At 75.1% G+C, this 26,346-nt stretch carries 18 protein-coding genes and 3 pseudogenes; 10 read left to right on the forward strand and 11 right to left on the reverse strand.

All coding sequences use genetic code 11. The features are described from left to right. Nucleotides 1-72: 72 nt before the first annotated feature. On the reverse strand, nt 73-2,913 hold the full coding sequence (gene leuS, locus D7223_RS03335; RefSeq protein WP_120724614.1) for a leucine--tRNA ligase: 2,841 nt from the start codon (nt 2,911-2,913) through the stop codon (nt 73-75). A gap of 468 nt (nt 2,914-3,381) precedes the next feature. Here leuS and D7223_RS03340 point away from each other — a divergent pair, with 468 nt between their 5' ends. Genes D7223_RS03340 through D7223_RS03350 form a run of 3 tightly spaced genes read left to right on the forward strand, consistent with a single transcriptional unit; the run spans nt 3,382 to nt 8,234 of the window. After that, the gene (locus D7223_RS03340) at nt 3,382-4,440 is read left to right on the forward strand and encodes an AAA family ATPase (protein WP_120724616.1); all 1,059 of its coding nucleotides are present in this window, start codon (nt 3,382-3,384) and stop codon (nt 4,438-4,440) included. Between the two features lies 1 nt (nt 4,441). After that, complete coding sequence (locus tag D7223_RS03345; RefSeq protein ID WP_120724618.1) at nt 4,442-5,740, forward strand: DUF58 domain-containing protein; 1,299 nt, start codon at nt 4,442-4,444, stop codon at nt 5,738-5,740. Nucleotides 5,741-5,756: 16 nt separating this feature from the next. Further along, nucleotides 5,757-8,234, forward strand: a complete 2,478-nt coding sequence (locus D7223_RS03350) for a transglutaminase TgpA family protein (RefSeq protein WP_120724620.1) — start codon at nt 5,757-5,759, stop codon at nt 8,232-8,234. 364 nt (nt 8,235-8,598) lie between these two features. On the opposite strand, the gene D7223_RS03355 is transcribed toward D7223_RS03350, so the two are convergent. From D7223_RS03355 to D7223_RS03390, 10 genes and pseudogenes are all read right to left on the reverse strand, one after another. Next, the gene (locus tag D7223_RS03355; protein ID WP_120724622.1) at nt 8,599-8,994 is read right to left on the reverse strand and encodes a DUF3040 domain-containing protein; all 396 of its coding nucleotides are present in this window, start codon (nt 8,992-8,994) and stop codon (nt 8,599-8,601) included. 116 nt (nt 8,995-9,110) lie between these two features. Beyond that, nucleotides 9,111-10,370 carry a DNA polymerase IV gene (locus D7223_RS03360; RefSeq protein WP_120724624.1) on the reverse strand — a complete coding sequence of 420 codons (1,260 nt, stop codon included), beginning with the start codon at nt 10,368-10,370 and terminating at the stop codon, nt 9,111-9,113. A gap of 37 nt (nt 10,371-10,407) precedes the next feature. Then, nucleotides 10,408-11,595, reverse strand: a complete 1,188-nt coding sequence (locus D7223_RS03365; protein WP_120724626.1) for an alkaline phosphatase family protein — start codon at nt 11,593-11,595, stop codon at nt 10,408-10,410. Next, a complete protein-coding gene (locus D7223_RS03370) occupies nt 11,592-12,359 on the reverse strand; it encodes a methyltransferase domain-containing protein (RefSeq protein WP_120725718.1) in 768 nt (255 codons plus the stop codon). The genes D7223_RS03365 and D7223_RS03370 overlap by 4 nt, the downstream gene beginning before the upstream one ends. Nucleotides 12,360-12,416: 57 nt before the next feature. Then, the gene (locus tag D7223_RS32960; RefSeq protein WP_186832181.1) at nt 12,417-12,593 is read right to left on the reverse strand and encodes a hypothetical protein; all 177 of its coding nucleotides are present in this window, start codon (nt 12,591-12,593) and stop codon (nt 12,417-12,419) included. A 100-nt stretch (nt 12,594-12,693) separates the two neighbouring features. Continuing rightward, nucleotides 12,694-16,077, reverse strand: coding sequence for an error-prone DNA polymerase (locus D7223_RS03375; protein WP_120724628.1), 3,384 nt, complete (start codon nt 16,075-16,077; stop codon nt 12,694-12,696). A gap of 24 nt (nt 16,078-16,101) precedes the next feature. After that, nucleotides 16,102-16,443, reverse strand: a pseudogene (locus tag D7223_RS34220) (DNA polymerase Y family protein); the annotation flags it as partial. A gap of 180 nt (nt 16,444-16,623) precedes the next feature. Beyond that, nucleotides 16,624-17,877, reverse strand: a pseudogene (locus D7223_RS03380) (DNA polymerase Y family protein); the annotation flags it as partial. Beyond that, nucleotides 17,874-18,668: a hypothetical protein gene (locus tag D7223_RS03385; protein ID WP_120724632.1), complete on the reverse strand. Its 795-nt coding sequence runs from the start codon at nt 18,666-18,668 to the stop codon at nt 17,874-17,876. The gene D7223_RS03385 and the pseudogene D7223_RS03380, both read right to left, overlap by 4 nt. A gap of 109 nt (nt 18,669-18,777) precedes the next feature. Beyond that, complete coding sequence (locus D7223_RS03390; RefSeq protein ID WP_120724635.1) at nt 18,778-19,227, reverse strand: SAV_6107 family HEPN domain-containing protein; 450 nt, start codon at nt 19,225-19,227, stop codon at nt 18,778-18,780. A 494-nt stretch (nt 19,228-19,721) separates the two neighbouring features. On the opposite strand from D7223_RS03390, the gene D7223_RS03395 reads away from it, so the two are divergent. The 7 genes and pseudogenes from D7223_RS03395 (at nt 19,722) to D7223_RS03425 (ending at nt 26,242) form a co-directional block, all read left to right on the forward strand. After that, nucleotides 19,722-20,723: an EamA family transporter gene (locus tag D7223_RS03395; protein ID WP_120724637.1), complete on the forward strand. Its 1,002-nt coding sequence runs from the start codon at nt 19,722-19,724 to the stop codon at nt 20,721-20,723. Nucleotides 20,724-20,771: 48 nt separating this feature from the next. Then, complete coding sequence (locus D7223_RS03400; RefSeq protein ID WP_120724639.1) at nt 20,772-21,260, forward strand: YbaK/EbsC family protein; 489 nt, start codon at nt 20,772-20,774, stop codon at nt 21,258-21,260. Further along, nucleotides 21,257-22,003 (forward strand): monooxygenase, encoded by a 747-nt coding sequence (locus D7223_RS03405; RefSeq protein ID WP_120724641.1) that lies wholly within the window; start codon nt 21,257-21,259, stop codon nt 22,001-22,003. The genes D7223_RS03400 and D7223_RS03405 overlap by 4 nt, the downstream gene beginning before the upstream one ends. A 105-nt stretch (nt 22,004-22,108) precedes the next feature. Beyond that, a pseudogene (locus D7223_RS03410) lies at nt 22,109-22,663 on the forward strand (N-acetyltransferase family protein); the annotation flags it as partial. A gap of 86 nt (nt 22,664-22,749) precedes the next feature. After that, nucleotides 22,750-23,589 carry a carotenoid biosynthesis protein gene (locus D7223_RS03415; protein WP_120724646.1) on the forward strand — a complete coding sequence of 280 codons (840 nt, stop codon included), beginning with the start codon at nt 22,750-22,752 and terminating at the stop codon, nt 23,587-23,589. A 28-nt stretch (nt 23,590-23,617) separates the two neighbouring features. Continuing rightward, nucleotides 23,618-24,745 (forward strand): glycosyltransferase family 2 protein, encoded by a 1,128-nt coding sequence (locus tag D7223_RS03420; protein ID WP_120724648.1) that lies wholly within the window; start codon nt 23,618-23,620, stop codon nt 24,743-24,745. 9 nt (nt 24,746-24,754) lie between these two features. After that, nucleotides 24,755-26,242, forward strand: a complete 1,488-nt coding sequence (locus D7223_RS03425) for a phytoene desaturase family protein (protein WP_120724650.1) — start codon at nt 24,755-24,757, stop codon at nt 26,240-26,242. The last annotated feature ends 104 nt before the right edge of the window (nt 26,243-26,346 follow it).

The following is a 26,346-nucleotide window of genomic DNA, read 5'->3' on the forward strand; positions in this document are numbered from 1 at the left end:
CCCGCGCGGCGGGTTGTTAAGAAAGGGCCCCTCCTCTACGCGAGGCGTTAAGAAGGGGCCCTTCCTCACGCCTCAGACGACGACGGACACCATCCGGCCGGCAACCACGATGACCTTGCGGGGCTCCTTGCCGGCCAGCGAACCCGCGACCGCCTCCAGGGCCGCCGCGCGGACGGTCTTCTCGGACGCGTCGGCGGGCACCTCGACCCGGCCCCGGACCTTGCCGTTGACCTGCACCGGGTAGGTGACCGTCTCGGCCACCAGCAGCGCCGGGTCGGCGGTCGGGAAGTCCGCGTACGTCAGCGACGTGGTGTGCCCCAGCCGCCGCCACAGCTCCTCGGCCACGTGCGGGGCGAACGGCGCCAGCATCAGCACCAGCGGATCGGCCACCTCGCGCGGGGTCTCCGCCAGCCGGGTCAGCCCGTTGGTCAGCTCGATCAGCTTGGCGATCGCGGTGTTGAACCGGATCCCCTCCATGTCGCCGCGGACGCCGTCGATCACCTTGTGCAGCAGGCGACGGGTCGCCTCGTCGGCGGGCGCGTCGGTGACCCGCAGGTCGCCGGTCTGCTCGTCGACGACCGCCCGCCACACCCGCTGCAGGAACCGGTACGAGCCGACCACCGCGCGGGTGTCCCAGGGGCGGGACACCTCCAGCGGGCCCATCGACATCTCGTACACCCGGAAGGTGTCCGCGCCGTAGGCCGCGCACATGTCGTCCGGGGTCACCACGTTCTTCAGCGACTTGCCCATCTTGCCGTACTCGCGGTTGACCTCCTGCTCGCCGTGGAACCACCGGCCGTCGACCTCGACGACCTCCTCCGCCGGCACCGGCGCGCCCCGGGAGTCGCGGAACGCGTACGCCTGGATGTAGCCCTGGTTGAACAGCCGCCGGAACGGTTCGAACGACGAGACGTGGCCCAGGTCGTACAGGACCTTGTGCCAGAACCGCGCGTACAGCAGGTGCAGCACGGCGTGCTCGCCGCCGCCGACGTACAGGTCGGTGCCCCCGCAGTCGCCGGCGCCGCGCGGCCCCATCCAGTACGCCTCGTTCTCCGCGTCGACGAAACGCTGCGCGTTCGTCGGGTCCAGGTAGCGCAGCTCGTACCAGCAGGAGCCGGCCCACTGCGGCATCACGTTCGTCTCGCGGGTGTAGCGCTTCGGCCCGTCGCCCAGGTCCAGCTCGACCTCGACCCAGTCGCGGCGGCGCGACAGCGGCGTCTCCGGGTCGCTGTCGGCGTCGTCGGGTGCGAAGGTGCGCGGGGAGAAGTCGTCGACCTCGGGCAGCTCGACCGGCAGCATCTCCTCCGGCAGCGCGATCGCCGCCCCGGTCTCGTCGTACACGATCGGGAACGGCTCGCCCCAGTACCGCTGCCGGGAGAACAGCCAGTCGCGCAGCCGCCAGGTGACCGCGCCCGCGCCGTGCCCGTTCGCCTCCAGCCAGGCGATCACCGTGGCCTTCGCGTCGGCGATGCCCAGGCCGTCCAGGTCCAGGCCGCGGTCGGGCGCGGCGCTGTTGACCGCCGGGCCCTCCCCGGTGTACGCCTTGCCGTCGAAGCCCTCCGGCGGCCGCACGGTACGCACGATCGGCAGCTCGAACACCTCGGCGAACGCCCAGTCCCGCTCGTCCTGGGCGGGCACCGCCATGATCGCGCCGGTGCCGTAGCCGGCCAGCACGTAGTCGGCGACGAAGACCGGGATCCGGCCCCCGGTGGCCGGGTTGACCGCGTACGCGCCGATGAAGACGCCGGTCTTCTCCTTGGTGTCGGCCTGCCGCTCGACGTCGGTCTTGGCCGCCGCCGCCTTCCGGTACGCCTCGACGGCCGCCCGCGGGCTGGCGTGCCCGCCGGTCCAGGCGTCCCGGGTGCCCTCCGGCCAGGCGGCCGGCACCAGCGCGTCGACCAGCTCGTGCTCGGGCGCCAGCACCATGTAGGTGGCCCCGAAGATGGTGTCCGGCCGGGTCGTGAACACCCGGATCGGCGCGTCGGCGGTCGCGAAGTCGATGTGCGCGCCGGTGGAGCGGCCGATCCAGTTGCGCTGCATCAGCTTGATCGGCTCCGGCCAGTCCAGGGTGTCCAGATCGTCCAGCAGCCGGTCGCCGTACGCGGTGATCCGCATCATCCACTGCTTCAGCTTCCGCTTGAAGACCGGGAAGTTGCCCCGCTCGGACCGGCCGTCGGCGGTGACCTCCTCGTTGGCCAGCACGGTGCCCAGCCCCGGGCACCAGTTGACCGGAGCCTCGGAGACGTACGCCAGGCGGTGGTCGTCGACGACCTGGCGGCGCTCCGCGACGCTCAGCTCGGCCCACGACCGGCCGTCCGGGGTGGGCCGTTCACCGCCGGAGAACTCGGCGACCAGCTCGGCGATCGGACGGGCCCGCCGCGCCTCCGAGTCGTACCAGGAGTTGAAGATCTGCAGGAAGATCCACTGCGTCCAGCGGTAGAAGTCGGTGTCGATGGTCGCCACCGTCCGGCGCTCGTCGTGGGCCAGGCCCAGCCGGCGCAGCTGCGCCTTGTACCGCTCGATGTTCGCCTCGGTGGTGGTCCTGGGGTGGGTACCGGTCTGCACCGCGTACTGCTCGGCGGGCAGGCCGAAGGCGTCGAAGCCCATCGCGTGCAGCACGTTGCGCCCGGCCATCCGCTGGTAGCGGGCGTAGCAGTCGGTCCCGATGTAGCCCAGCGGGTGCCCGACGTGCAGGCCCGCCCCGGACGGGTAGGGGAACATGTCCAGTACGTACAGCTTCTCCGCGCCGGCGCGCGGGTGAGCGGGGTCGGCCAGCGGACCGGTCGGGTTCGGCGCGTGGAACGTGCCCTCCCGCTCCCAGGTGTCCTGCCAACGCCGCTCGATCTCGTCGGCCAGGGTCGCGGTGTACCGGAACGGGGGAATGTCGCCCGTCGGTGCGGCTGCCTCACTCATGGCGTCTCCTCGTTTCACTGTGGCGGAGTCTGTGCTGGCTGGTCCCGTGCTCGGCGGCCACCGGTCTGACCGGCGGCGGACACGAAAAAGCCCCTCGCGCAGGAGGGGCCGCCGTGCTGTCGCGCGTCAGCGCATCAGCACGGCCCGGTAAGAAGCAGGAAGACTCCGGCCATGGCGTGAGTGTACCGCGCGGCGCCGCCGCGCGCGTGGCGCGCTACCGGCGGCCCGGACACCGACCCCGGTCGGTGATCATGGCAGCCACCCACAGCGACGGTCGATTCCCCCGTCGGAACGAATATTCCGGGCGTAACCGGCCGACCACCTGCGGGGGTCGGCGGTAGCGAGAAACATGGTTAGCCTGAGAGACCAGTGAGATTCCTGCGGCAGACGAGGCTCGGCGTCGCGAACCCTACGGCGGGTCCAGGTGCTCTCTAGAGAGCTGCCGTTTCGGCGACGAGGAGGAGGCCCGTGACACAACAGACCTGGGACGAGGTGGGCGGCGTACTGCCGCACGACGAGTTCCGCGCCGCCAGTGAAGCCATCGTCTCGAACATCGAGCACGTCATCGAGGGCAAGACCGCCACCGTGCGGCTGGCCCTGGCCGTGCTGCTCGCCGAGGGCCACCTGCTGATCGAGGACGTCCCGGGCGTCGGCAAGACCAAGCTGGCCAAGGCGTTGGCGCGCTCGATCGACTGCTCGGTCCGCCGGATCCAGTTCACCCCCGACCTGCTGCCCAGCGACGTCACCGGGGTCAGCGTCTACAACCAGGAGACGCACGACTTCGAGTTCCGGCCCGGCGCCGTCTTCGCCAACCTGGTGGTCGGCGACGAGATCAACCGGGCGTCGCCGAAGACCCAGTCCGCGCTGCTGGAGTGCATGGAGGAGCGGCAGGTCACCGTCGACGGGGTGACCTACCAGCTCCAGACGCCGTTCATGGTCATCGCCACCCAGAACCCGATCGAGATGGAGGGGACCTACCCGCTGCCGGAGGCGCAGCGCGACCGGTTCACCGCCCGGATCGCGATGGGCTACCCGGACCCGCACGCCGAGCTGGCCATGCTCGACGGGCACGGCGCCGTCGACCCGCTCAACGACCTGCGCCCGGTCTCCGACGCCGACACGGTGCGTCGGCTGATCGCGCACGTCCGGCAGGTGCACGTCGCCGACGCCGTCAAGCAGTACGCCATCGACCTGGTCACCGCCACCCGCGAGGCCCCCGACCTGCGTCTCGGCGCGTCGCCCCGGGCGACGCTCCAGCTGCTGCGCACCGCCCGCGCGGTCGCCGCCCTGGAGGGCCGCGACTACGTGCTCCCCGACGACCTCCAGGTGCTCGCGGTGCCGGTGATGGCACACCGGATCATCCCCACCGCCGACGCCCAGATGGCCCGCCGCACCACCGACGCGATCGTCTCCGAGCTGGTGCACCGGCTGCCGCTGCCGCACGACCGCAAGCGGTCGCCGTACGACACCCGGCCGCCGGCCGCCGGCAACGGCCACGGTGGTCCGTACGAGCCGCGGAGGCCGTGACGTGCGTGACGGGCTGCGTGGGCTGACCACCCGCGGCCGTTCCTTCCTGGCCGCCGGGGTGGCCGCGGCCGTCTCGGCCGGCATCCTCGGGGAGAAGGACCTGCTGCGGGTGGCCGTGCTGCTCGCCGTCCTGCCCCTGCTGGCCGCCCTCTACGTCGGACGCAGCCGCTACAAGCTGGCCTGCAACCGCTCGCTCGACCCGCACCGGGTGCCGGTCGGCGCCAACTCGCGGGTGGTGCTGCGCCTGCAGAACCTCTCCCGGTTGCCCACCGGCACCCTGCTGCTGGAGGACCGCCTGCCGTACGCGCTGGGCAGCCGGCCCCGGGTCGTGCTGGACCGGCTCGGCGCCCACCAGGCCAGCTCGGTCGCGTACACCGTGCGGGCCGACGTGCGCGGCCGCTACGAGGTCGGTCCACTGGTGGTCCGGATGACCGATCCCTTCGGGCTGTGCGAGCTGACCCGGGCGTTCCCGAGCACCGACCGGCTGACGGTGATCCCGCAGGTCACCCCGCTGCCGTCGGTCCGGCTCCCCGGCGAGTACGCGGGCAGCGGCGACAGCCGGGCCCGCTCGGTGGCGGTGCACGGCGAGGACGACGCCGCCACCCGGGAGTACCGGCGGGGCGACGACCTGCGCCGGGTGCACTGGAAGTCGACCGCGCGCACCGGCGAGCTGATGGTGCGGCGGGAGGAGCAGCCGTGGGAGAGCCGCGCGACGGTCCTGCTGGACACCCGCGCGTACGGCCACCGCGGTGACGGCCCGACGGCCAGCTTCGAGTGGGCCGTGTCGGCCGCCGCCAGCATCGCGGTGCACCTGCGGCACGCCGGTTACAAGCTGCGGCTGGTGACCGGCTCCGGCGCCGACGTCGACGCCACCGAGGCGGCCGGCGACGGCGTGCTCCTCGACCAGCTCGCCGAGGTCCGCCTCGACCAGCGGGTCGAGATCACCACGCTGGTCGAGCACGTCCGGCGACGGTCCGACGGCGGCCTGATCATCGGCCTGTTCGGGTCGCTGAGCACCGCCGAGGCCGAGCTGCTGGCGGCACTGCGGGGCAACGGCGCCACCTGCGTGGCCCTCCTGCTGGACAGCTCCACCTGGCTCAACCTGCCGGCCAAGGCCCGCGCCGAGGCCGATCACGCGCACGGTGCCGCCGCGCTGGCCCTGTTGCAGAGCGGCTGGCGGGTGATCGGGGTCGACCACGGCGCCCAACTGCCCGCGCTGTGGCCGCAGGCGGCGCGCGGCTCGCAGGGTTTCGCCCTGCGGGCGGCGCTCGCCGAGACGGTGGCCGGCGGCATGCGATGAACGGAAGGGTCCCCTCATGATCGCCCACCGGAACCTGGGCCTGGTGGCCGCCGCCGCGACCCTGCTCGCGGCGGCGCCGCTGTCGGCCATCTTCGAGCGGTGGACCTGGCTGATCCAGGCGACCATCGCGGTCGCCGTGGTCGCCGCCGTGGCCGCGCTCACCCGGCTCGGCCGGGTACCGGTGTGGGGTCAGGTGCTCGGCATGCTCGCCGGCCTCGCCGTCGCGCTGACCTGGCTGTTCCCCAGCGGCGAGGAACTGCTCGCCGTGGTGCCCACCCCGGGCACCTTCGCGCACTTCGCCGATCTGACGAGCTCCTCCGTGGAGGACATGCGCTCGTACGGCGTGAAGGTCCCGGACACCGACCCGCTGCTGTTCGTCACGGTGCTCGGCGTCGGTGGCGTGGCCGTGCTGGTCGACCTGCTGGCCGTCGGCCTGCGCCGGCCGGCCCTGACCGGCCTGCCGATGCTCGCCATCTACTCGGTACCGGTGGCGGTCTACGTGGACAGCGTCCCGCCGGTGCCGTTCGTCATCGGCGCCGCCGGCTACCTGTGGCTGCTGGTCACCGACAACGTCGACCGGGTCCGCCGCTTCGGCCGCCGGTTCACCGGGGACGGCCGGGGCGTGGACGTCTGGGAGGCGTCCCCGCTGGCCTCCGCCGGCCGGCGGTTGGCCGTCCTCGGGGTGGCGGTGGCCGTCGCGTTGCCGCTGGCCGTACCGGGGATGACCGGCGGCCTGCTGGACACGGTCGGCTCGGGCACCGGCGAGGGCAACGGCCGCCCCGGTCAGGGCGGACCTCCGGGCCGGATCGACCTGTTCGCCTCGCTGAGCGGCCAGCTCAACGAGCGCGAGGTGGTCGACATGGTCAAGGTCACCACCAACGAGCAGCAACCGTTCTACCTGCGCTTCGGCGCGGCCGACCGGTTGTTGGAGAGCGGCTTCCGGGTGCGCAACCCCAGCGGCACGGCCGCCAACCGGGAGTTGTCGGGCCCCGAGGGCCAGCCGGGCAACGGGGTGCAACGCAACGCCTACCGGGCCACGGTCGAGGTGACGAAGAACCTGGACATGCCGTTCCTGCCGGTCTACAGCGAGCCGGTGCGGACCGAGGGCCTCAACGGCAACTGGTACTACGACGACAACCTCAAGGTGGTCTTCTCCAACCGGGACACCGCCCGGGGCAAGCGCTACGCGTTCGACTACGTCCGCACCACGTACACCCCGACGGCCCTGCGGCAGGCGCAGCCGCTACCGGCCGACCACCCGATGCGAACGGCCGGGCTGACGCAGACGCCCGACGTGCCGGAGGTCGACGCGCTGGTCGGTGGCCTGGTCCGGGGCAAGCGCACCGACTACGACAAGGTGCGCGCGATCTACGACTACTTCTCTCTGGAGAACGGCTTCTCCTACAACCTGCAGACCGAGGGCGGCACCAGCGACCAGGACATCGTCAACTTCCTCGACACCAAGGTGGGCTACTGCCAGCAGTACTCGGCGGCGTTGGCGTGGATGGTCCGGGCGGCCGGCATCCCGGCCCGGGTGGCGTTCGGCTTCGCCAACGGCACCAACTCCGGAACCGGCACGTACACGCTGACCAACCGCAACCTGCACGCCTGGACCGAGGTCTACTTCGACGGGATCGGCTGGGTGCCGTTCGACGCCACCCCGGCGTACGGCGTCAGCGGCTCGACCCGCTCGGCCTGGGCGCCGGACACCGACGCCCCGGAGGAGCAGACTCCCGACGCCGGGGCGACCACGTCACCCGACGAGCCGGCCGCCGCGCCGACCGACGACCGCCGTGGTCCCGGTCAGGAGGACCCGGCCTCCGGGCTCCCGATCGACGCGGCGCCCCCGACCCGCGAGGCGCCGGTGTGGCCCTGGTGGCTGGCCGGCGCGCTGGCCCTGATCGCTCTGCTCGCCGTACCGGCGCTGCGCCGGCTCGCCCTGCGCCGCAAGCGCAGTGGCCGGTCGGCACCGGTGCTCGCCGGACCGGCGTTCGGCGCGGCGGCGGGCGACGGTGACACCGACGGGCAGCGGATGGTGGTCGTGGCGGACAACGACCGGGCCCGGGCGGACGCGCACGCCGCCTGGGACGAACTGCTGGACACACTGGTGGACTTCCGGGTCCGGATCGACCGGACGGAGACGCCGCGGGTGACCGCCGACCGGCTCGTCCGGGACGCGCTGCGTGACGACTCCGACGCCGCCGCGGCGGCCCGGCTGCTGGGACGGGCCGAGGAGCGGGCCACCTACGCCCGGAACCCGCTCGGCGGCGAGGACCTGCCCCCGGCCCTGCGCCGGGTACGCGGCGCGCTGGCCGCCCAGGCCGACCGGCGTACCCGGCTGGTCGCCGCGGTCCTCCCGCCGTCGGTGCTGCTGCGCTGGAAGACCGCCGCGGCCGACACGTCGTCCCGCCTGGTGACCGGGTACGGCCACACCCGCCACCGTCTGACGAGGTGGAGCCCTCGCCGTCTCCTGGCCGGGCGCCTGGCCCGCTGACCCGAACCGGACGGGGTCCGGCCTGTCCGCACGGGCGCGACCCGTCCGGGCGGTCCGACCCGTCCGCCTCGGGGGACCCGGCTACACCGCCTTGACGGCCACTGCCGGGTTGTCCCCTGCACCCCGTCCCAATGTGTCCCCCTTCTTCCTCCGACTCGATATCAGTGATATCGGGGTGACCTGGAACCCGGACACCCCGACATCACGGAAATCGAGTGGATCTCCGACAACACCGTCGAGCGATCGCGACCGAGACGGCCCGGAGCAGGAGGGTCAGGGCGCGCGGGAACGCCGACGGTCGCCGGGGCTTCCGGCGACCTCACACGTCGTCGCGCCGGGTGGCGTGCTCAGTGGCCGGCCGTGGTCAGCGGTGCCCTTCCGGGCGCTGCCGCCAGCGGTCCTCCATCCGGTCAAGGATGGAGGATCGGCGACCGGCCCGACCGCGGGGACGGCGACGACTCGTCGTGCCACCCACCACGTGCAGGTCGGGCGACTGCGCCCGACGGTGCGACTGCACCCCGTAGCCCAGCGCGGCCAGCATGACGACGAACCCCGCCACTGCCAGCGGCGGAGTCTTGATCACCGCGCCGTAGACCAACAGGGCGAGGCCGATGACGACCACGCCGGCGGCGACGAGCAGGCGACGCCGCGTCTGGAAACGCGGGTCGCTGGCGCGCACGGCCGAGGCGAATTTGGGGTCCTCGGCAAGCGACCGCTCGATCTGCTCGAACAGCCGCTGCTCGTGCTCCGAGAGCGGCACGGCACTCCTCCCCGGTCATGTTGGTCGGGCCCGGTCGGGCCGACAGACCGTGGCAGCCAACCGGCTGCTTACCCGCAAGTCTACGAGGGCCCTCGCGCGTCGGAAAGCGGGACGACCTACGGCCGGGGTGGATTTTCGTTTCGTCGGGTCTCCGGGGTGCCGAGCAGACTGGCCGGACCTATGACGGACCGCCCGAAACGGGCAGCCGCGGCGTCGGCGGCGGCTTCCGCCTCGCGCCAGCCACGCTCGGGCGCGCCGAGGGCGAGCTGCCGGGGAGTCTCCCGGGCGACGGCGAGCCCCTCGGCCCGTACGCCGACGAGGCGGATCGGCTCACCGGGGTCGAGCGCGGTGTAGAGCGCCCAGGCGGTGTCGAACATCTCCCGGGCGACGTCGGTGGGCACCCCGAGGGTGCGGGAGCGACTGACGGTGCGGAAGTCGGCCAGCCGCACCTTCAACGACACCGTCCGCCCCACCTGACCCGCCCGGCGCAGCCGGGTGCCGACCTTCTCGGCGAGGGCGAGCAGGGTCCGGCGGATCTGCGCCGGGTCGGTGACGTCGACGTCGAAGGTCACCTCGGCGCCGATCGACTTCTCCACCTGCTCCGGGCTCACCCGGCGCGGGTCGCGTCCCCACGCCAGCTCGTGCAGGTGCCGCGCGGACGCCTCGCCGAGCGCCCGGCGCAGCATCCCGTAGGGCGCTTCGGCGAGGTCACCGATGGTGGTCAGGCCGAGCCGGCGCAGCGTCTCGGTCGACCGCTCCCCCACCCCCCACAGCGCGGACACCGGAAGGGGGTGCAGGAAGTCGAGCACCCGGTCGGCCGGGACCACGAGCAGACCGTCGGGCTTGGCCCGGGTGGAGCCGAGCTTGGCGACGAACTTGCTCGGCGCCACCCCGACCGAACAGGTCAGCCCCTGGTCGGCCGCGACCCGCTCGCGGATCTGCCGGGCGATGGCGGCCGGTGACCCGAACAACCGCCGGGCGCCGGTCACGTCGAGGAACGCCTCGTCCAGGGAGAGCGGCTCGACCAGCGGGGTGACGTCCCGGAAGATCTGCATCACCGCCCGGGACGCGGCCGAGTAGGCCGGGAAGTCCGGCGCCAGGAAGATCGCGTGCGGGCAGAGCGCGCGGGCGCGCATGGTCGGCATGGCGCTGCGGACGCCGTACCGTCGGGCCTCGTAGCTGGCGGAGCTGACCACCCCGCGCGGCCCGATGCCGCCGACCACGACGGCCCGGCCGCGCAGCTCCGGCCGGGCGCGCACCTCGACGGAGGCGAAGAAGGCGTCCATGTCCACGTGCAGCACGGTGCAGCCGGTGTCGTCGGCGTCCGGCCCGAAGCGGGGATCGCCACCCCTCGGCAACGACTGGCTGCGACCCATGCCGGCAGGCTAGCCCCCGGCTACGACGGAAACCGGGTCAGCCCCGGACGACCAGCAGCGGGATGGTCATCTCGGCCGCGGTGTCCGCCCCGTGGTACGCGACCAGGCGCGACGCCATCGGCGGCTCGGAGCGGGTGGCGAGCACGGCGTGGGTGCCGTTGCTGACCACGACCACGTCGCCGATGCGGCCCAGGTGTTCCTCGGGCACCGGGCCGAACCAGCCCTCGGCGACCATCTCCTCGCGGGTCCGCACCCGGGCCGCGTCGCCGAGCACCGCCGACCAGGCGGCCCGTACGTCGTCCCGGGCGCCCGGCGCGACGTGCAGGTAGCGGACCCGGGGTTCGCCGGCGACCACGGTCACGCCGGCCCGCAACCGCTCGTCGGCGTCCAGGTCGACGCGGTGCCCGGGCGGGATGTCGAGTTGGCCGTGGTCGGCGGTGACCAGCAGCGCCGCGTCCGGGCCCAGCCCGTCCACCAGGCGCGCGAGCAGCCGGTCCACGTCCGCGGCGGCGGCCCGCCAGGGCATCGAGTCGACTCCGGCGAGGTGGCCGTGCCGGTCCAGATCGGGATGGTAGCCGGAGACCAGGGTGGGGCCCGGTCCGGCGGCGAGCGCGGCGAGCATCTGCCCGGCCAGCGCGTCCACCCCGGCCGCGCCCCGGTAGTCCCCGCCCCGGTTGGCCGCCACGGTCAGCCCGCTGCCGCCGAACTCGGGCCGGCTGACCACGGTCACCGTGACCCCCGCCGCCCGCGCCCGTTCCAGCCGGGTGGGCACCGGCTGCCAGCGTCGCGGGTCGGGGTCGGCCGCCCACTCGACGTGGTTGAGCACCCGGTCGGTGCCGGGTATCCGCAGCGTGAAGCCGAGCACCCCGTGCGCGCCGGGCGGCGCGCCGGTACCGAGCGTCACCAGGCTGGTCGGCGTGGTGGACGGGAAACCCGAGGTGAGCGGGCGGCCGGTGGTCGCGGCAAGCCCGGCCAGGGTCGGCGCGTACGGGGCGGCGGTGGGGATCTGGTACCAGCCGAGGCCGTCGACGAGGAGCACCGCGATCCGGCGTACCCCGGCGAGGGCGTCGGTGAGGCCGAGCGTGTCGGCGGCTCCCGGCACCCCGAGCACCGCCAGCGCGGCGGGCAGCACGTCGGCGAGGCTGGCCGCGCCGTAGCGCGGCGCGACGACCTCCAGCGGCGCCGGCGCGGCGGCCGGACCGGGGGCGGGGGGTGCGCCGCTCATGCCGGGCGGCGGGCGAACAGGTGCAGCTGGGCGGCGAGGTCCCGCCAGGGCGCGCGGGCGGCGAGCGCCCGCTCCAACTCGACGAGCGCCGCCGGTTGGCCGTCGGCGACGGTGGCGGGCAGCAGGTCGGCCAGGACGCGTACGCCGTGGATCTCCTCGACGGTGAGCCCGGCGGCGGCCAGCAGCGCGGCGGCGCCGTCGGCGTCGTAACGCCGACGCAGGGTGTCCCGTGGCCCGGCGGCGCCGGCCGGGTCGGCGGCCAGCGCGGCGGCGGTGTCCAGGTGGCCGTTCATGGCCCGGCCGAGCACGGCGGCGGCCCGCCCGGCGACCAGCACGCTGGCGGCGCCACCCGGACGCAGTGCGTCGGCGAGTGCGGCCACCACCGCCGCCGGGTCGTCGACGACCTCGAGGACGGCGTGGCAGAGGACCAGGTCCACGCTGGCCGGCTCGACCAGCCCGGCGAGCGCGTCGCCGTCACCCTGCACGGCCCGTACCCGGTCGGCGACCCCGGCCTCGGCGGCCCGGCGGGTCAGCGCGGCGAGCGCGTCGGGACTGGCGTCGACCACCGTGACCCGGTGCCCGGCGTGGGCCAGCGGAACGGCGAAGCCACCGGTGCCGCCGCCCACGTCCAGTACGGTCAGCGGGGCGTCCGCGCGGCGGTCCAACTCGGCGCGCAGCACCGACCAGATGACGGCGGTACGGGGGGTCAGCGGCGGCCCGGCGAGCCGGCCTCGGGTCTGGTCCACCCCGACGAGCCTAGTCACCCGGTCCAGCCGCACCGGGAACCCGCCCGGCCCGGCCGGGAAACGGCCCGCCCGTGGTCACGCCGGGCCGTCGGTGCCGTTCTCCTCGGCGCGGGAGCGCAGGGCGTTGGCGACCGGCCGGTCGCTGATCTCGTACTCGCGCGGCTCGGCGTGGTGGGCCGGCACCCAGCCGGCGCCGAGTCGGGTCCGGCGGGAGTTGGCCACCCCGCCGCTGGCTGCGCGATTACCCGTCATCGGTTCGTTCCCCCTCGTGACGCGCGGGCCACTCTGCCCGCGCGGGCTGCAAGTCTCCCGCCGGACGGGACGGAAAACCGTAATGTGGATCACTCTCGGCTCAGCGGAAGTCACGGGAGGCGGGACTGACCGGTGGCTCGATCGCGTCCAACCGGTCGGCGGTGAGATTGATCACTCCCTCGTGCCGCTGCAACAGGCCCCGCACCACCAGGGCGGCGCTGGTGCGGGCCACCCGCCGGTACCGTTCCCACAACCCCGGTGAACAGGTGACGTTGAGCATGCCGGTCTCGTCCTCCAGGTTGAGGAAGGTGACCCCGCCGGCGGTCGCCGGGCGCTGCCGGTGGGTCACGATCCCGCCGACCCGGATCCGCCGGCCCGGCTCCACCCGGGGAAGCCGGGCGATCGGCACCGCACCCAGCGCGTCCAGCCGCGGGCGGAGGAAGCGGGCCGGGTGACTCTCCGGCGACAACCCGGTCGCCCACACGTCGGCCATCAACCGGTCCACCGCCTCCAGGCCGGGCAGCGGCGGCGCGGTCGTGCCGGTCACCGTGCCGGGCAGCCGGCCGGGCCGGTCCTGGGCCGCCGCGCCGGCGGCCCAGAGCGCCTGCCGCCGGGACAGCCCGAAACAGGCGAAGGCGTCCGCGGTGGACAGCGCCTCCAGCTGCGCGGCGGTGAGGCCCACCCGCCGGGCCAGGTCCGGCATGTCGCGGTACGCCCCGTGCGCCGTCCGCTCCGCCTCGATCCGCTCGGCCACGTCGTCGCCGAGGGTCCGCACGCTGGACAACCCCAGGCGTACGGCGGGACCACCCAGCCCCCAGGCGTGCGGCGGCTCCCCCGGCACGCTGCCCCAGCGGGTCCGCGGGGTCGACTCCAGCACCGCCCGGGCCCCGCTGGCGTTGACGTCCGGCCGGCGGACCTCGACCCCGTGCCGGCGGGCGTCGTCGACCAGGGTCTGCGGCGCGTAGAAGCCCATCGGCTGCGCGTTGAGCAGGGCGGCCAGGAACGGCCCCGGGTGGTAGCGCTTGAGCCAGGAACTGGCGTAGACCAGGTAGGCGAAGCTCATCGCGTGGCTCTCCGGGAAGCCGTAGCTGGCGAACGCCGACAACTTCCGGTAGACGTCGTCGGCCAGCTCTCCGGTGATGCCCCGCTCGGCCATCCCGGCGTAGAGCCGCTCGGCGATCCGGGCCATCCGCTCGGCGGACCGCTTGGCGCCCATCGCCCGGCGCAACTGGTCGGCCTCCGCCGCGTCGAACCCGGCCAGGTCGATCGCCAGCTGCATCAACTGCTCCTGGAACAGCGGCACGCCGAGCGTCTTCTCCAGCGCGTTGCGCATCAGCGGGTGCGCGTACTCCACCGGCTCCTGGCCGTTCTTGCGCCGGATGAACGGGTGCACCGAGCCACCCTGGATCGGACCGGGCCGGATCAGCGCCACCTCGACCACCAGGTCGTAGAACTCGCGCGGCTTCAACCGGGGCAGGGTGGCCATCTGGGCCCGGCTCTCCACCTGGAACACCCCGACCGAGTCGGCCCGGCACAGCATGTCGTAGACCTCGGGATCGTCCAGCGTCATGTCGCCCAGGTCGAGGCTGGCGCCGATCATGTCGTAGCCGTAGTGCAGCGCGGACAGCATGCCGAGGCCGAGCAGGTCGAACTTCACCAGTCCCACCGCGGCGCAGTCGTCCTTGTCCCACTGGAGCACGCTGCGGCCGGGCATCCGGCCCCACTCCACCGGGCAGACCTCGATCACCGGCCGGTCGCAGATCACCATGCCGCCGGAGTGGATGCCCAGGTGCCGGGGGAAGGTCTGCAACTCATTGGCGTACGCGACCACCTGCTCGGGGATGTCCTCGACGTCCACCGCCGCGACCGAGCCCCAGCGGTCGATCTGCTTGCTCCAGGCGTCCTGCTGGCCCGGCGAGAAACCGAACGCCTTCGCCACGTCCCGCACCGCGGAGCGGGGTCGGTAGGAGATGACGTTGGCGACCTGGGCGGTGTGCTCCCGGCCGTAGCGGGCGTAGACGTGCTGGATCACCTCCTCCCGCCGGTCGGACTCGATGTCCACGTCGATGTCCGGCGGGCCGTCCCGCTCCGGGGCGAGGAACCGCTCGAAGAGCAGTCGGTGCCGCACCGCGTCCACGTTGGTGATCCGCAGCGCGTAACAGACCGCCGAGTTCGCCGCCGAACCACGGCCCTGGCAGTAGATGTCCTGCGCGCGGCAGAACGCGACGATGTCGTAGACCACCAGGAAGTAGCCGGGGAAGCCCAGCTCGTCGATCATCCGCAGCTCGTGGTCCAACTGCGCGTACGCCCTCGGGTGCGCCTCGCGCGGGCCGTACCGTTCCCGGGCGCCCTGCTCGGTCAGGTGCCGCAGCCAGCTCATCTCGGTGTGCCCCGGCGGCACCGGGTACGCCGGCAGCGTCGGCGCCACCAGTTGCAGGTCGAAGGCGAGTTCGGCGCCGAACTCGGCGGCCCGCGCCACCGCACCCGGGTACGCGGCGAACCGCACCGCCATCTCCGCGCCGCCGCGCAGGTGGGCGGTGGCGGCGGCGGGCAACCAGCCGTCGATCTCGTCCAGGCTGCGCCGGGCCCGTACGGCGGCGACCGTGGTGGCCAGCCGCCGCCGCCCCGGGGTCGCGTAGTGCACGTTGTTGGTGGCCACCGTGGGCAGTCCGGCCGTGGCCGCCAGCTCGGCGAGGGCGTCGTTGCGGTCGGCGTCGACCGGGTGCCCGTGGTCGGTCAGCTCCACCGCCACCGTCTCCGCCCCGAACAGCGCGGTCAGCCGGTCCAGCTCCCGGGCCGCCGCGTCCACCCCCTCGGTGAGCAGCGCACCGGGCACGTGACCCTTGCGGCAGCCGGTCAGCACCAGCACGTGGTCGCGCAGTTCGGCGGCGACCTCCTCCAGTTCCCCGTACACCGGGCGGCCCTTCTCCCCGCCGCGCAGCTGGGCCCGGGAGATGACCGACGCGAGCCGCGCGTATCCCTCGTGGCCGTGGGCGAGCACCAGCAGGTGCGCGCCGAGCGGGTCCGGCTCACCGTTCTGCGGACCGGGCAGCCCGAGGGACAGCTCGGCGCCGAAGATGGTCGGCAGGTGCAGCTCACGGGCGGCCTCGGCGAACCGCACCACCCCGTAGAAACCGTCGTGGTCGGTGACGGCGAGCGCGGTGAGACCCAGCCGGGCCGCCTCCTCGGCCAGTTCCTCCGGATGGCTGGCCCCGTCGAGGAAGCTGAAGTTGGTGTGCGCGTGCAGCTCCGCGTACGGCACCGCGCCGTCGTCCGGGCGGGGCAGCTCGGGCGCCTCGTACGGCTGGCGCTTGCGGGTCCACGCCGGTGCGTCGCCGCCGTCGGCGTCCACCGCCAGGGGGTCCACCACGTGCAGGTGCCGCTCGTCCCGGGACGTGCCCCCGCTCCGCCCGCCGCCCGACCCGCGCCCGGAGAGCACCCGCTCCAACTCCGACCAGGGCTGCTTCGGGTTGTGGAAGCTCACCGGGGGATCCCGCCCGGGTGCTGCTCAGTCATAGACGGCCTCCACCAGCCAGCGGCCGGCCTCGACCGCGAGCAGCAGGGCGGAGCCGTCGGCGAGGCACACCTGGAACCGGGCCCGCCGCCGCGCCTCGGCCGGCGCCCACCAGCGCTCGTCGACCGGCCAGGGGCCGGCCCACCCGGTGACCTCGAGCGCGTCGGCCGGCCCGACGGCGACCCGGGCCGGCGCCGCGCTGACCAGCAGGCGGGCGCTGACCACCACCGGCTCGCCGGTGGCGTCGTGCACGGTGGCGGGCAGCGGTGCGGGCAGCACCACCGCCGGCGACGGCGGCGGCAACCGCCCCGGCCAGGGCGGCTCGACCGCCCGCCCGGTGCGCCGGACCGCCCCCCGACCCGACCGCGTCCCGCGCCCCCGGTCCGGGAACGCCACGGCGGGGGGCCCGGCCGGCGGCGGGCCGGACACGGCCGGACGGAGTGCCGGACCGGATTCGGCCGCGAGGACCGACGGACCGGATTCGGCCGCGAGCGTCGACGCCCCGGACGCGGCCGGCGGTGGCGGCGGGCCGGGCCGGGCCGGGAGGCGCTCGTCGCCCCAGGGGACCAGGCGTACCTGGTCGGCCGGGGACCGTCCGCCGCCGAGGACCGCGGTGAGCACCGCCTCGGGGCCGAGGATGCCCTGGACCCGGCTCAACGCCCGGTGCGCCCGCTCGCGTTCCTCGCCGGTCTCCCCCCACAGCCCGGCCTGCAGGCCGGACCGGGCGAGCACCCCGTCGGGGACCAGCCGCAGCCGGATGATCCCCGAGGTGGGGCGGCTCGGGCGGGCCCCGGACCGGCCGGTGCCGCCGGAGAGCCATCCGTCGAGCTGCCAGCGCACCCGGTCCGCGATGGCCGCGGCGGTGAGCAGGCCGTCGTGCCGCCAGACCCGGTGCAGTTCCTGACCGTGCGCGGTGACCGCCTCGATGCCGAGCCGGGTGCAGGCCAGCCCGTGCCCGGCGAGCCGGTCGTGCAACTGCTCGGCCAGGGCGCGGGCGGCGAAGGCCGCGGCGTCGACCCGGTCGAGCGGTTCGTCGTACCCGGCGGTGACGGTCAGGTCGACCGGGGGACGCCGGACCGCGAGGGGACGGTGGTCCCGGCCCGCCGCCAGCCGGTGGGCCAGCGCGCCGTCGAAGCCGAACCGGGCCAGCACGTCCCCGGCGGGCAGGGCCGCGAAGTCGCCGAGCGTACGCACCCCGAGCCGGCGCAGCAGGTCGGCCAGCGCCGGCCGGCCGAGCGCCTCGACCGGCAGGTCGGCGAGGAATTCCGGGGTCCCTCCCGGCGGTACGACGTGCCCGCCGCGAGCGGCCAGCCCGGCGGCGAACACCCCGTCGGCGATGCCGATCTGGCTCTCCACCGCGCAGGCCTGGGCGACGTGTTCCACGATTCGCTCGGCCGCCGCCTCCTCGCCCCCGAGGTAGCGACTCGGCCCCCGGGCGGGCACCGCGCACGCGCCGGGGCGTACCACCTCCACGCCCGCGACCAGTTCCTCCACGGCGGCGACCACCGGCTCGAACGCCCGCGCGTCCCGGCCCGGATCGTGGTCGACGGCGGTGAGCTGCGGGCAGCGACCCTGCGCCTCCCGTTTGCGCAGGCCACGGCGTACCCCCTCGGCGCGGGCCCGCTCCGAGCAGGCGACCACCCGGTTGGCGTGCAGCACCGCGACCGGGCCGGTGGCGGGCGTCCCGTCGACGATCTCGGCGGCGACCACCGGCCAGTCCGGGCACCAGAGCAGCAGGGTCCGCAGCGGCTCGTCGGGACGGCCGGTCATGCCGGTCCGACCAGGGTGAGGGCGTCCCGCCGGGACCGGACGGTGCCGGCGGCCGGCGGCACCGCGCGGAGCCGACCGGCGGCCGACCGGCCGGTGACCGAGGTGGCCGGCGCGGTGGCGACGGACCGGGGAATGACCCGGGTCAGCCCGTCACCGGGCAGCCAGACCTTGACCTCCCGGGGTCGGGCGGCCGCCCCCCGTCCGCGCGCCGAGACGGTCACCTCGCGGCGGCGCAGCCGGCCCCGCCCGGCACCAAGTCCCTCCCAGATCCCCCGGACCACCTGGAGGGTCACGTCGGCGCCGTCCCAGCGCCCGTACGGGACGAGCACGCTGCCGCGCTGCCGGGCCCGGGCGGCGAGCCGGTTGGCCACCGGCGCGGAGACCGCCGCCGGGACGGCGGCCACCACCACGTCCACCCCGTCGATCAGCGCGGCGACGACGGTGGCCCACTCCGGACCCGGATGGGGTACGAGGGCGAGCCGGTCCAGGGCGATGCCGAGTTCGGCGGCGGCTCCGGCTCCGAGGGAGGGCACCCCCACCACGGCGCACCAGGAGCCGGCCCGGGACGCCTCGGCGAGCAGCGCCAGGACCAGCGAGGTGCCGCCACCACGCCGGGGCTGCCCGGCGGCGACCGCGACCGTGCTGCCCCGACGCAGCCCCCGACCGGGCAGCAGCCCGGTCAACTCGGGTGCCACCGGGAGCAGCCGGTGACCGCCCGCCGGATCCGGTGCGCTCGCCGGACGCACCAGCCCGGCCAGTGCGGCGGAACCGACCACCATGCGGCCCGCCATCGGACCTACCCCCCGTCGTGCTGGTGCGATTGCGATGCGGGATGACAACTCAAAACCAGGCCGGGGGCACCGTCTCCCGGACCCGGGCCCAGGAGACGGTGCCCGCAGGTCAGGCGGCGAGACCGTCGAGCGCCGGTTGGTGGGCCACGCCGAGGGCGGTTTCCACCACCGTGACGAACTCCTCGGCGGCCCGCAGCAGGTCGTCGGCCTCCCGGGCGGTCACCACCCGGGGGATGCCGGCCTCGGCGGCGGCCCGCTTGCCGGCGCCGAGGGCGAAGAACCGGGCCCACTCGTCCAACTCGGGGGCGACACCGGAGAGCAGGATCCAGACACTGGTGACACGGTTGCGCCGGGTGGGTGCGGGACGGGCGCGGGCGGCGAGCAGGGCCGCGGCGGCGCGGAGCGCGGCCAGGTGGGCGGCGGCGTACCGCAGGCCGTCGGGGCGGGTCTGGGCGGCCTCGGCCAACCCGTGCCGGGCGACCGCGAGAAGCTGCGCCGGGGTGCGGTGCGGCAGCACGTGCGCCGGCACCGTCGGTGCCTGAGCCGGGTTCGTCGGCATGGGACTGTCTCCTCCACGTGGCCGGGTCACTGGCCCGCGACGGGTGCTGGCCCGCCGGCGGGACGCCGGATCGAGTGGTGCGGAGGAAGACGCACCGGGTGGGGGCCGGCCGGGTGCGGATGCTTCCCCACACCACACCCGGCCGGCGTACCGGCGGGTTCGTCGCCCGCCGCCCGGGGGTCGTGGGCGGCGGGCGACGCTCCTGCCTGACGGGTGCCGGACTCGCGACTGTCCGGAACCCTGGGTGCGGCCCGCGGTGCCGCACCGCCCGGGGGAGGTGCCGCGAAACACCATCCCGGGCTGTTGGAACGGGCGTACGAGGCAATCGAACACTCGTTCTAACTGCTGCTGACAGTACACCCTGCCTCCGACAAAAACGCAACGCATGACGCGCCCCGGTCCGACCGGGCCACCGGGCACCCCCGCGGCACCCGTACCCAGGTAACGAGCGCCCGGCGCACCGGCCCTCACCAGGCCGGCGGTAGCCTCCGCTGGTGACCACCCCGCGTCCCGCCCTCGGCGTGGCCATGGTGCTCGGTTCGGGTGTGCTGTTCGCCGTCAACGGCACGGTCTCCAAGCTGGTGCTCCGGGCCGGCCTGGACCCACAGCAGCTCACCCTGCTGCGAGCGGTCGGCGCCGTGGTCGGGGTGCTGGCCCTGTGCCTGCTGGTGCCGCCCGGCGCCCGCCGGCTCCGGGCCACCCGCCGCGAGCTACCCCTGCTGGTCGGGTACGGACTGACCGGCTTCTTCGGCGTACCGATGCTCTATTTCGTGGCCATCTCCCGGCTGCCGGTCGGGATCGGGCTGCTGTTCGAGTACACCGCGCCCCTGCTGGTGGCCCTCTGGGCCCGGTTCGGTCAGCGGCACCGGGTCCGCCCGCGACTCTGGGTCGGCCTCGCGCTGAGCCTGGCCGGCCTCGGCTGCGTGGCCGAGGTGTGGGGTGAGCTGAAGCTGGACGGGATCGGCGTGCTCGCCGGCCTCGGCGCGGCGGTCCTGCTGGCCGTCTACTACGTGCTCGGCGCGCGCGGCGTCGCCCGGCGGGACACCCTGTCGCTGTGCGCCTGGGCGTTCGGCGCCTCGGCCGTGGCCGGCCTGCTCACCCGCGCGGCCGTCGCGGGCACCGGCGGCTGGGCGCCGCTGGCCGCCGACACCGACCGTGGGGTCCCGGTGGCACTGCTCTGCGGGTACGTGGTGGTGCTCGGCTCGATCGTGCCGTACCTGCTGGTGGCGGGCGCGATGCGGCACCTCCCGGCGACCAGCGTGGGGATCGTCGGCATGGTGGAACCGGTGCTCGCCGCGGCGGTCGCCTGGACGGTCATCGGCGCCGGCGAGTCCCTCAACGCCGCCCAACTGAGCGGCGGCCTGCTGGTGCTCATCGGCGTGGCCCTGGCCGAAACCGCCCGCGTCGCGAACCCGTCCCCCGCCCCGCTCCCCCTCCCACCGACCTCCCCCTCCACGCGCGTTAGGAAGGGGCCCTTTTACCACGCCAGGCGTTAACAAGGGGCCCTTCCTTACACCCCGGGGCGTACCGGGGAGAATGGCGGCATGCAGTCACACCCGAACGTGCGGGCGGTGCAGGCGGCGCTCGACGGCGCCGCCGCCCGGAACGGCTCCGGCGCGCCCACCGAGGTCCGCCTGCTGCCCGCGGCGGTGCACACCGCGGCGGCCGCCGCCGACGCGCTCGGCGTCCAGGTCGGGCAGATCGCCAACTCGCTGGTCTTCGAGGCCGACGGCGCGCCACTGCTGGTGCTCACCTCCGGGGCGCACCGGGTGGACACCGCCGAGCTGGCCGCGCGCCTCGGCGTCACCCGGCTGCGCCGGGCCAGCCCGGCCTTCGTCAAGGAACACACCGGGCAGGTGATCGGCGGCGTCGCCCCGGTCGGCCACCCCACCCCGTTGCGCACCCTGGTGGACACCGCCCTGGAGGCGTACGGCGAGGTCTGGGCGGCCGGGGGCGTGCCGCAGGCGGTCTTCCCCACCACGTACGCGGAACTGCTGCGGGTCACCGCCGGAACCCCCGCCGAGGTGGCGTGAACACCGTTCCCGAGCTGGTCACCCTGCACGTCTGGCGGACGCACCGGACCGCGCTGCCCCGGGCGCTGACCCGGATGGCGCTCGACCCGCGCCGGCTGCGCGCCGCCGACGGCGTCCGGTTCGGCAAGCTGCTCGGCACCGGAACCGGCACCGGGTTCGGGCCGGGCGACGCCGACCTGACCCGCTGGGCGGCGCTGACCGTGTGGGACTCCCCGGCGGCGGCGGCCGGCTTCGACGACTCACCCGTCGGGCGGGCCTGGGCCCGGATCGCCCACGCCGCCGTCCGGGTCGACCTGCGACCCCTGACCAGCCGGGGCGAGTGGTCCGGCCGGCAGCCGTTCGGCGACCCGCCCGGCGGCCGCTCCACCGGGCCGGTGCTGGCGCTGACCCGGGCCCGGCTGCGTCCGGCCCGCGCGGCCACCTTCTGGCGGGCGATCCCTCCGGTGGCCGCCGCCCTGCGAACCGCGCCCGGCCTGCTGGCCCGCTTCGGCGTCGGCGAGGCGCCGCTGGGCTGGCAGGGCACGGTGAGCGTGTGGCGCGACGCGGCGGACCTGGTGGCGTTCGCGTACCGTCACCCGGAGCACCGCGCCGCGATCACCGCGACCCCCACCGAGAGGTGGTACGCGGAGGAACTGTTCGCGCGGTTCGAGGTACGCGACGTGGTCGGTGACCGGGCGGTGCTGGGGTGGGTCGCGGACGGCGACGCGGCTGACGGCAAAGGCCCACGTGAGCGCGAGGAGTGAGCCGGGTTTGCGAGCCCCGCAGTCGCGAACGAAAGAGGCCCACGTGAGCGCGAGGAGTGAGCCGGGTTTGCGAGCCCCGCAGTCGCGAACGAGAAGAGGCAGAGCATGAGGTTGGTGCGCTGGACGCCGGACGACCTCGTCCGGCGGCTGGACGACGTGGTGACGGTCTACGGCGAGGCGATGGGATACCGCGCCGACCTGCTGGAGGCGCGCCGCGGCTACATCGCCACCCACGTACGCCGCCCCGGGTTCCGCGCGGTGGCCAGCCTCACCAACGACGGACGCCTGGCCGGCTTCGGCTACGGCTACCTCGGCGCGTCCGGCCAGTGGTGGCACGACCAGGTGTGGCGGGCCATGGACCAGACCGCCCGCCGGCGCTGGCTGGCGTACTGCTTCGAGGTGGTCGAACTGCACGTCCGGCCGGCCGCGCAGGGGCACGGCCTGGGCGCCGGGCAGCTGCGTGCCCTGCTCGCCACCGCCGAGGGGGACACCACGCTGCTGTCCACCCCGGAGGCCGACGAGCAGCGGTCCCGGGCCTGGCGGCTGTACCGGCGCTTCGGCTTCGTCGACCTCCTGCGCAACTTCCACTTCCCCGGCGACGAGCGCCCGTTCGGTGTGCTCGGCCGGGACCTGCCACTGCCGGCACCGGAGGCGCCCGGCCCGCGGACGACCGGAGTGGAGACAGCCGGACCGGACCCGACCGGACCGGAGGCAGCCGGACCGAACCCGACCGGACCGGACGCGCCATGACCGCGCGGCGATTCTCCTGGGCCCTGCTGGCCGTGCTGGTGCTGGCGCAGATCTGCTATCCGCTGACCGACGGCACCACCCGGGCCCGGCTCACCGTGGCCACGGTCGTCCTGGGTTACCTGCTCTCGGTCGGTCACGCGCTGCTCAGCCGCGGTCCGCGTACGGCGGCGGCGCTGGTCGCGGTGGCCACCGGCGGCGGGTTCGCCATCGAGGCGCTGGGCGTGGCCACCGGCTTCCCGTTCGGCAGCTACGACTACTCCGGGCAGCTCGGCCCGAAGCTCGCCGGGGTACCACTGATCATCCCGCTGGCGTGGACCTGGATGGCGTGGCCGGCGTGGCTGGCCGCCGTCCGCCTGACCGGCGGCGCCGACCGGGCCGGTGGGACCGACCTCGGGCGTACGCTCCGGCGGATCGCGCTGGCCACCCTCGGCCTGGCCACCTGGGACCTGTTCCTCGACCCGCAGATGGTCGCCGAGGGCCACTGGGTCTGGCGCGACGCCACCCCGGCACTGCCCGGTCTGCCCGGCATCCCGGTCAGCAACTACCTCGGCTGGCTCCTCTTCGCGGTGCTGATGATGAGCGCGCTGCGCCCCCTGGCGGGGCCGGCGGTCGCGGTCACCGACACCCGGGACGATCCGATGGCCGCGCTCTACCTGTGGACGTACTTCTCCAGCGTGCTGGCCCACGCGGTCTTCCTCGCCCTGCCCGCGTCGGCGGTGTGGGGCGCGGTGGGCATGTCGGTGACCGCCGTACCGCTCGCGGTGAGCCTGTACCGGGCCCGTCGGGACGGCCAGGACAGCCCGCCCCGGCGTAACCGGGTCGACGTCCCGGCATGAGCGAGCGTCAACGAGGCGGAGTGCCGGCATGAGCGGTGTGCTCGCGCTGCTGGTCGGTGTCGCGGTGCTGACCGCGCACACCCTGGTCAACGCCGGTCGGTGGTTGCGTCGGCCGGTCGACCGGCCGACCGAGGTGACCGAGCCGGTGGCGGTGCTGCTGCCGCTGCGGGACGAGGCCACCCGGGTCACCCCGTGCCTGGCCGCGCTGCTGGCCCAGCGGGGTGTGCCGGACCTGCGGATCGTGGTGCTCGACGACGGGTCGACCGACGGCACCGCCGACGTGGTCCGCGCGGTGGCCGGCGACGACCCGCGGGTCACCCTGTTGACCGGGGTCGCCCCGCCGCCGGGGTGGCTGGGCAAGCCGCACGCCTGCTGGCAGCTCGCCACCCGGGCCGACCCGGCGGCCACCGCCCTGGTGTTCGTCGACGCCGACGTGGTCCTGCGCCCGTACGCGGTGGCCGCGGCCGTCACCGAGCTGCGCGCCGCGCGGGTGACGCTGCTGTCGCCGTACCCCCGGATCCTGGTGGCGACGGCGGCCGACCGGCTCGTGCAGCCGTTGCTGCAGTGGTTGTGGCTGACCTTCCTGCCGCTGCGGGCGATGGAGCGCTCGCCGCGGCCGTCGCTGGCGGCGGCCGGCGGGCAGTTCCTGGTGGTGGACCGGGCCGGGTACGCGGCCGCCGGCGGGCACACCGCGGTGGCCGGCAAGATCCTGGAGGACGTGGAGCTGGCCCGGGCGGTCAAGCGGGCCGGCGGTCGGATCGCGCTCGCCGACGGGTCCCGGCTGGCCTCCTGCCGGATGTACGACGACTGGCCGCAGCTGCGCGACGGCTACACGAAGTCGCTGTGGGCGTCGTTCGGGCACCCCGGGGCGGCGGCGGTCGTGGTGGGACTGCTGCTCCTGCTCTACGCCGCTCCCCCGCTGGTCGCGCTGGTGGCCCTGCTGACCGGCGCGCCCGCGGTGGCCGGGGTGGCGCTGGCCGCGTACGCCGTCGGGGTCCTCGGGCGGGTGGTCAGCGCGCGGGCGACCGGCGGGCGGTGGTGGCCCGACGCGCTGGCACACCCCGTGTCGGTCGTGGTCCTCGGTTGGCTGACCCTGCGGTCGTACCATCTGCGGAAGCGGCACCGCCTGTCCTGGCGCGGCCGCCCGGTCACCTAGGAGGGCGCGATGGCGCGGATCGTGGTCGTCGGCGCCGGGGTGGGCGGGCTGGCCACCGCCGCCCGGTTGGCCGCCACCGGGCACGAGGTCACCGTGTTCGAGCGGGCCGACACGGTGGGCGGCAAGCTCGGCCGGTACGCGCACGACACCCCGGCCGGTCCGTTCCACTTCGACACCGGGCCGAGCCTGCTCACCCTGCCGGAGGTCTTCCACGACCTGTTCGAGGCGACCGGCGCGAAGCTCGACGAGTACCTGGACCTGGTGCCGCTGGACACGATCGTGCGGCACGTGTTCCCCGACGGCGGGCCGACGCTGGACTCGTGCGCCGACCCGGCGGAGTTCGCCGCCCGGATCGGCGCCGCCTTCGGCGACCGGTCGGCGGCCGACTGGCGGCGGCTGTGGCGGCGCGCCGAACGGGTCTGGGCCGCCTCGCACCGGGACATCCTGCGGCGGGCCGTCGACTCCCCCCGGGACCTGGCCGCGCTGGCCTGGCGGCTGGGCGACCTGGCCGCCATCGGGCCGGGCCGCACCCTGCGCGGGCTGGGCCGCAGCCACCTGTCCGACCCGCGGCTGCGGATGCTGCTGGACCGGTACGCCACGTACACCGGCGCCGACCCACGGCGGGCCCCGGCCGCGCTGGTCGCCGTCCCCTACGCCGAGTTGGCGTTCGGCGGCTGGTACCTGCGCGGTGGGTTGGGCACCCTCGCCGACGCGCTGCTCACCCGCTGCCTGGACCTCGGCGTGGTGGTGCGGACCGGGGCCACGGTCACCCGGATCGACGCCGCCGGCGGCCGGGTGCACGGCGTACGCCTCGCCGGCGTCGCCGCGCCGGTCCCGGCCGACGTGGTGGTGGCCAACGTGGACGCGCTGACCGTCTACCGGGACCTGCTGCCCTCCCCGCGCCGGCTGGCCGGGCTGGCCGATCGCAGCCTCGCCGGTTTCGTGCTGCTGCTCGGGGTGTCCGGCGAGAGCGGGCTGGCCCACCACAACGTCTTCTTCCCCCGCGACTACGACGCCGAGTTCGACGCGGTCTTCGGCCGGCCGGGGCACGGTGTGCGGGCCCGCCCGGCGGCCGACCCGACGGTCTTCGTCACCGTCGCCGACGACGAGATGGTCCGGCCGGCTGGACACGAGGCATGGTTCGTGCTGGTCAACGCCGCCCGGCACGGCACCGCCGCCGGTGCGGTGGACTGGCGGCGGCCGGGGCTCGCCGAGGCGTACGCGGACCGGATCCTGGATGTGCTGGCCGAACGCGGCGTGGACGTACGCGACCGGCTGGTGTTCCGGGAGATCCGCACCCCGGCGGACCTGGACGCGGCGACCGGCGCACCCGGTGGGTCGATCTACGGCACCGCCGGTGGGCTGCTGCGCCCCGCCAACCGGGGACCGGCGGCCGGGCTGTGGCTGGTCGGCGGCTCCAGCCACCCGGGCGGCGGCCTGCCGATGGTCACCCTCTCCGCCCAGATCGTCGCCGACGAGATCGGCCCCGCCTGGTAGGTGTAAGGAAGGGCCCCCTATTAACGCCTCCGGTAGAGGAAGGGCCCCTTCTTAACGCCCGCGCCCCGCGCACGGCGCACGGCGCACGGCGGGCGGCGGGCGGC

This window comes from Micromonospora endolithica, from assembly GCF_003626595.1.
In the GTDB taxonomy this organism is placed as follows: Bacteria; Actinomycetota; Actinomycetes; order Mycobacteriales; family Micromonosporaceae; genus Micromonospora; species Micromonospora endolithica.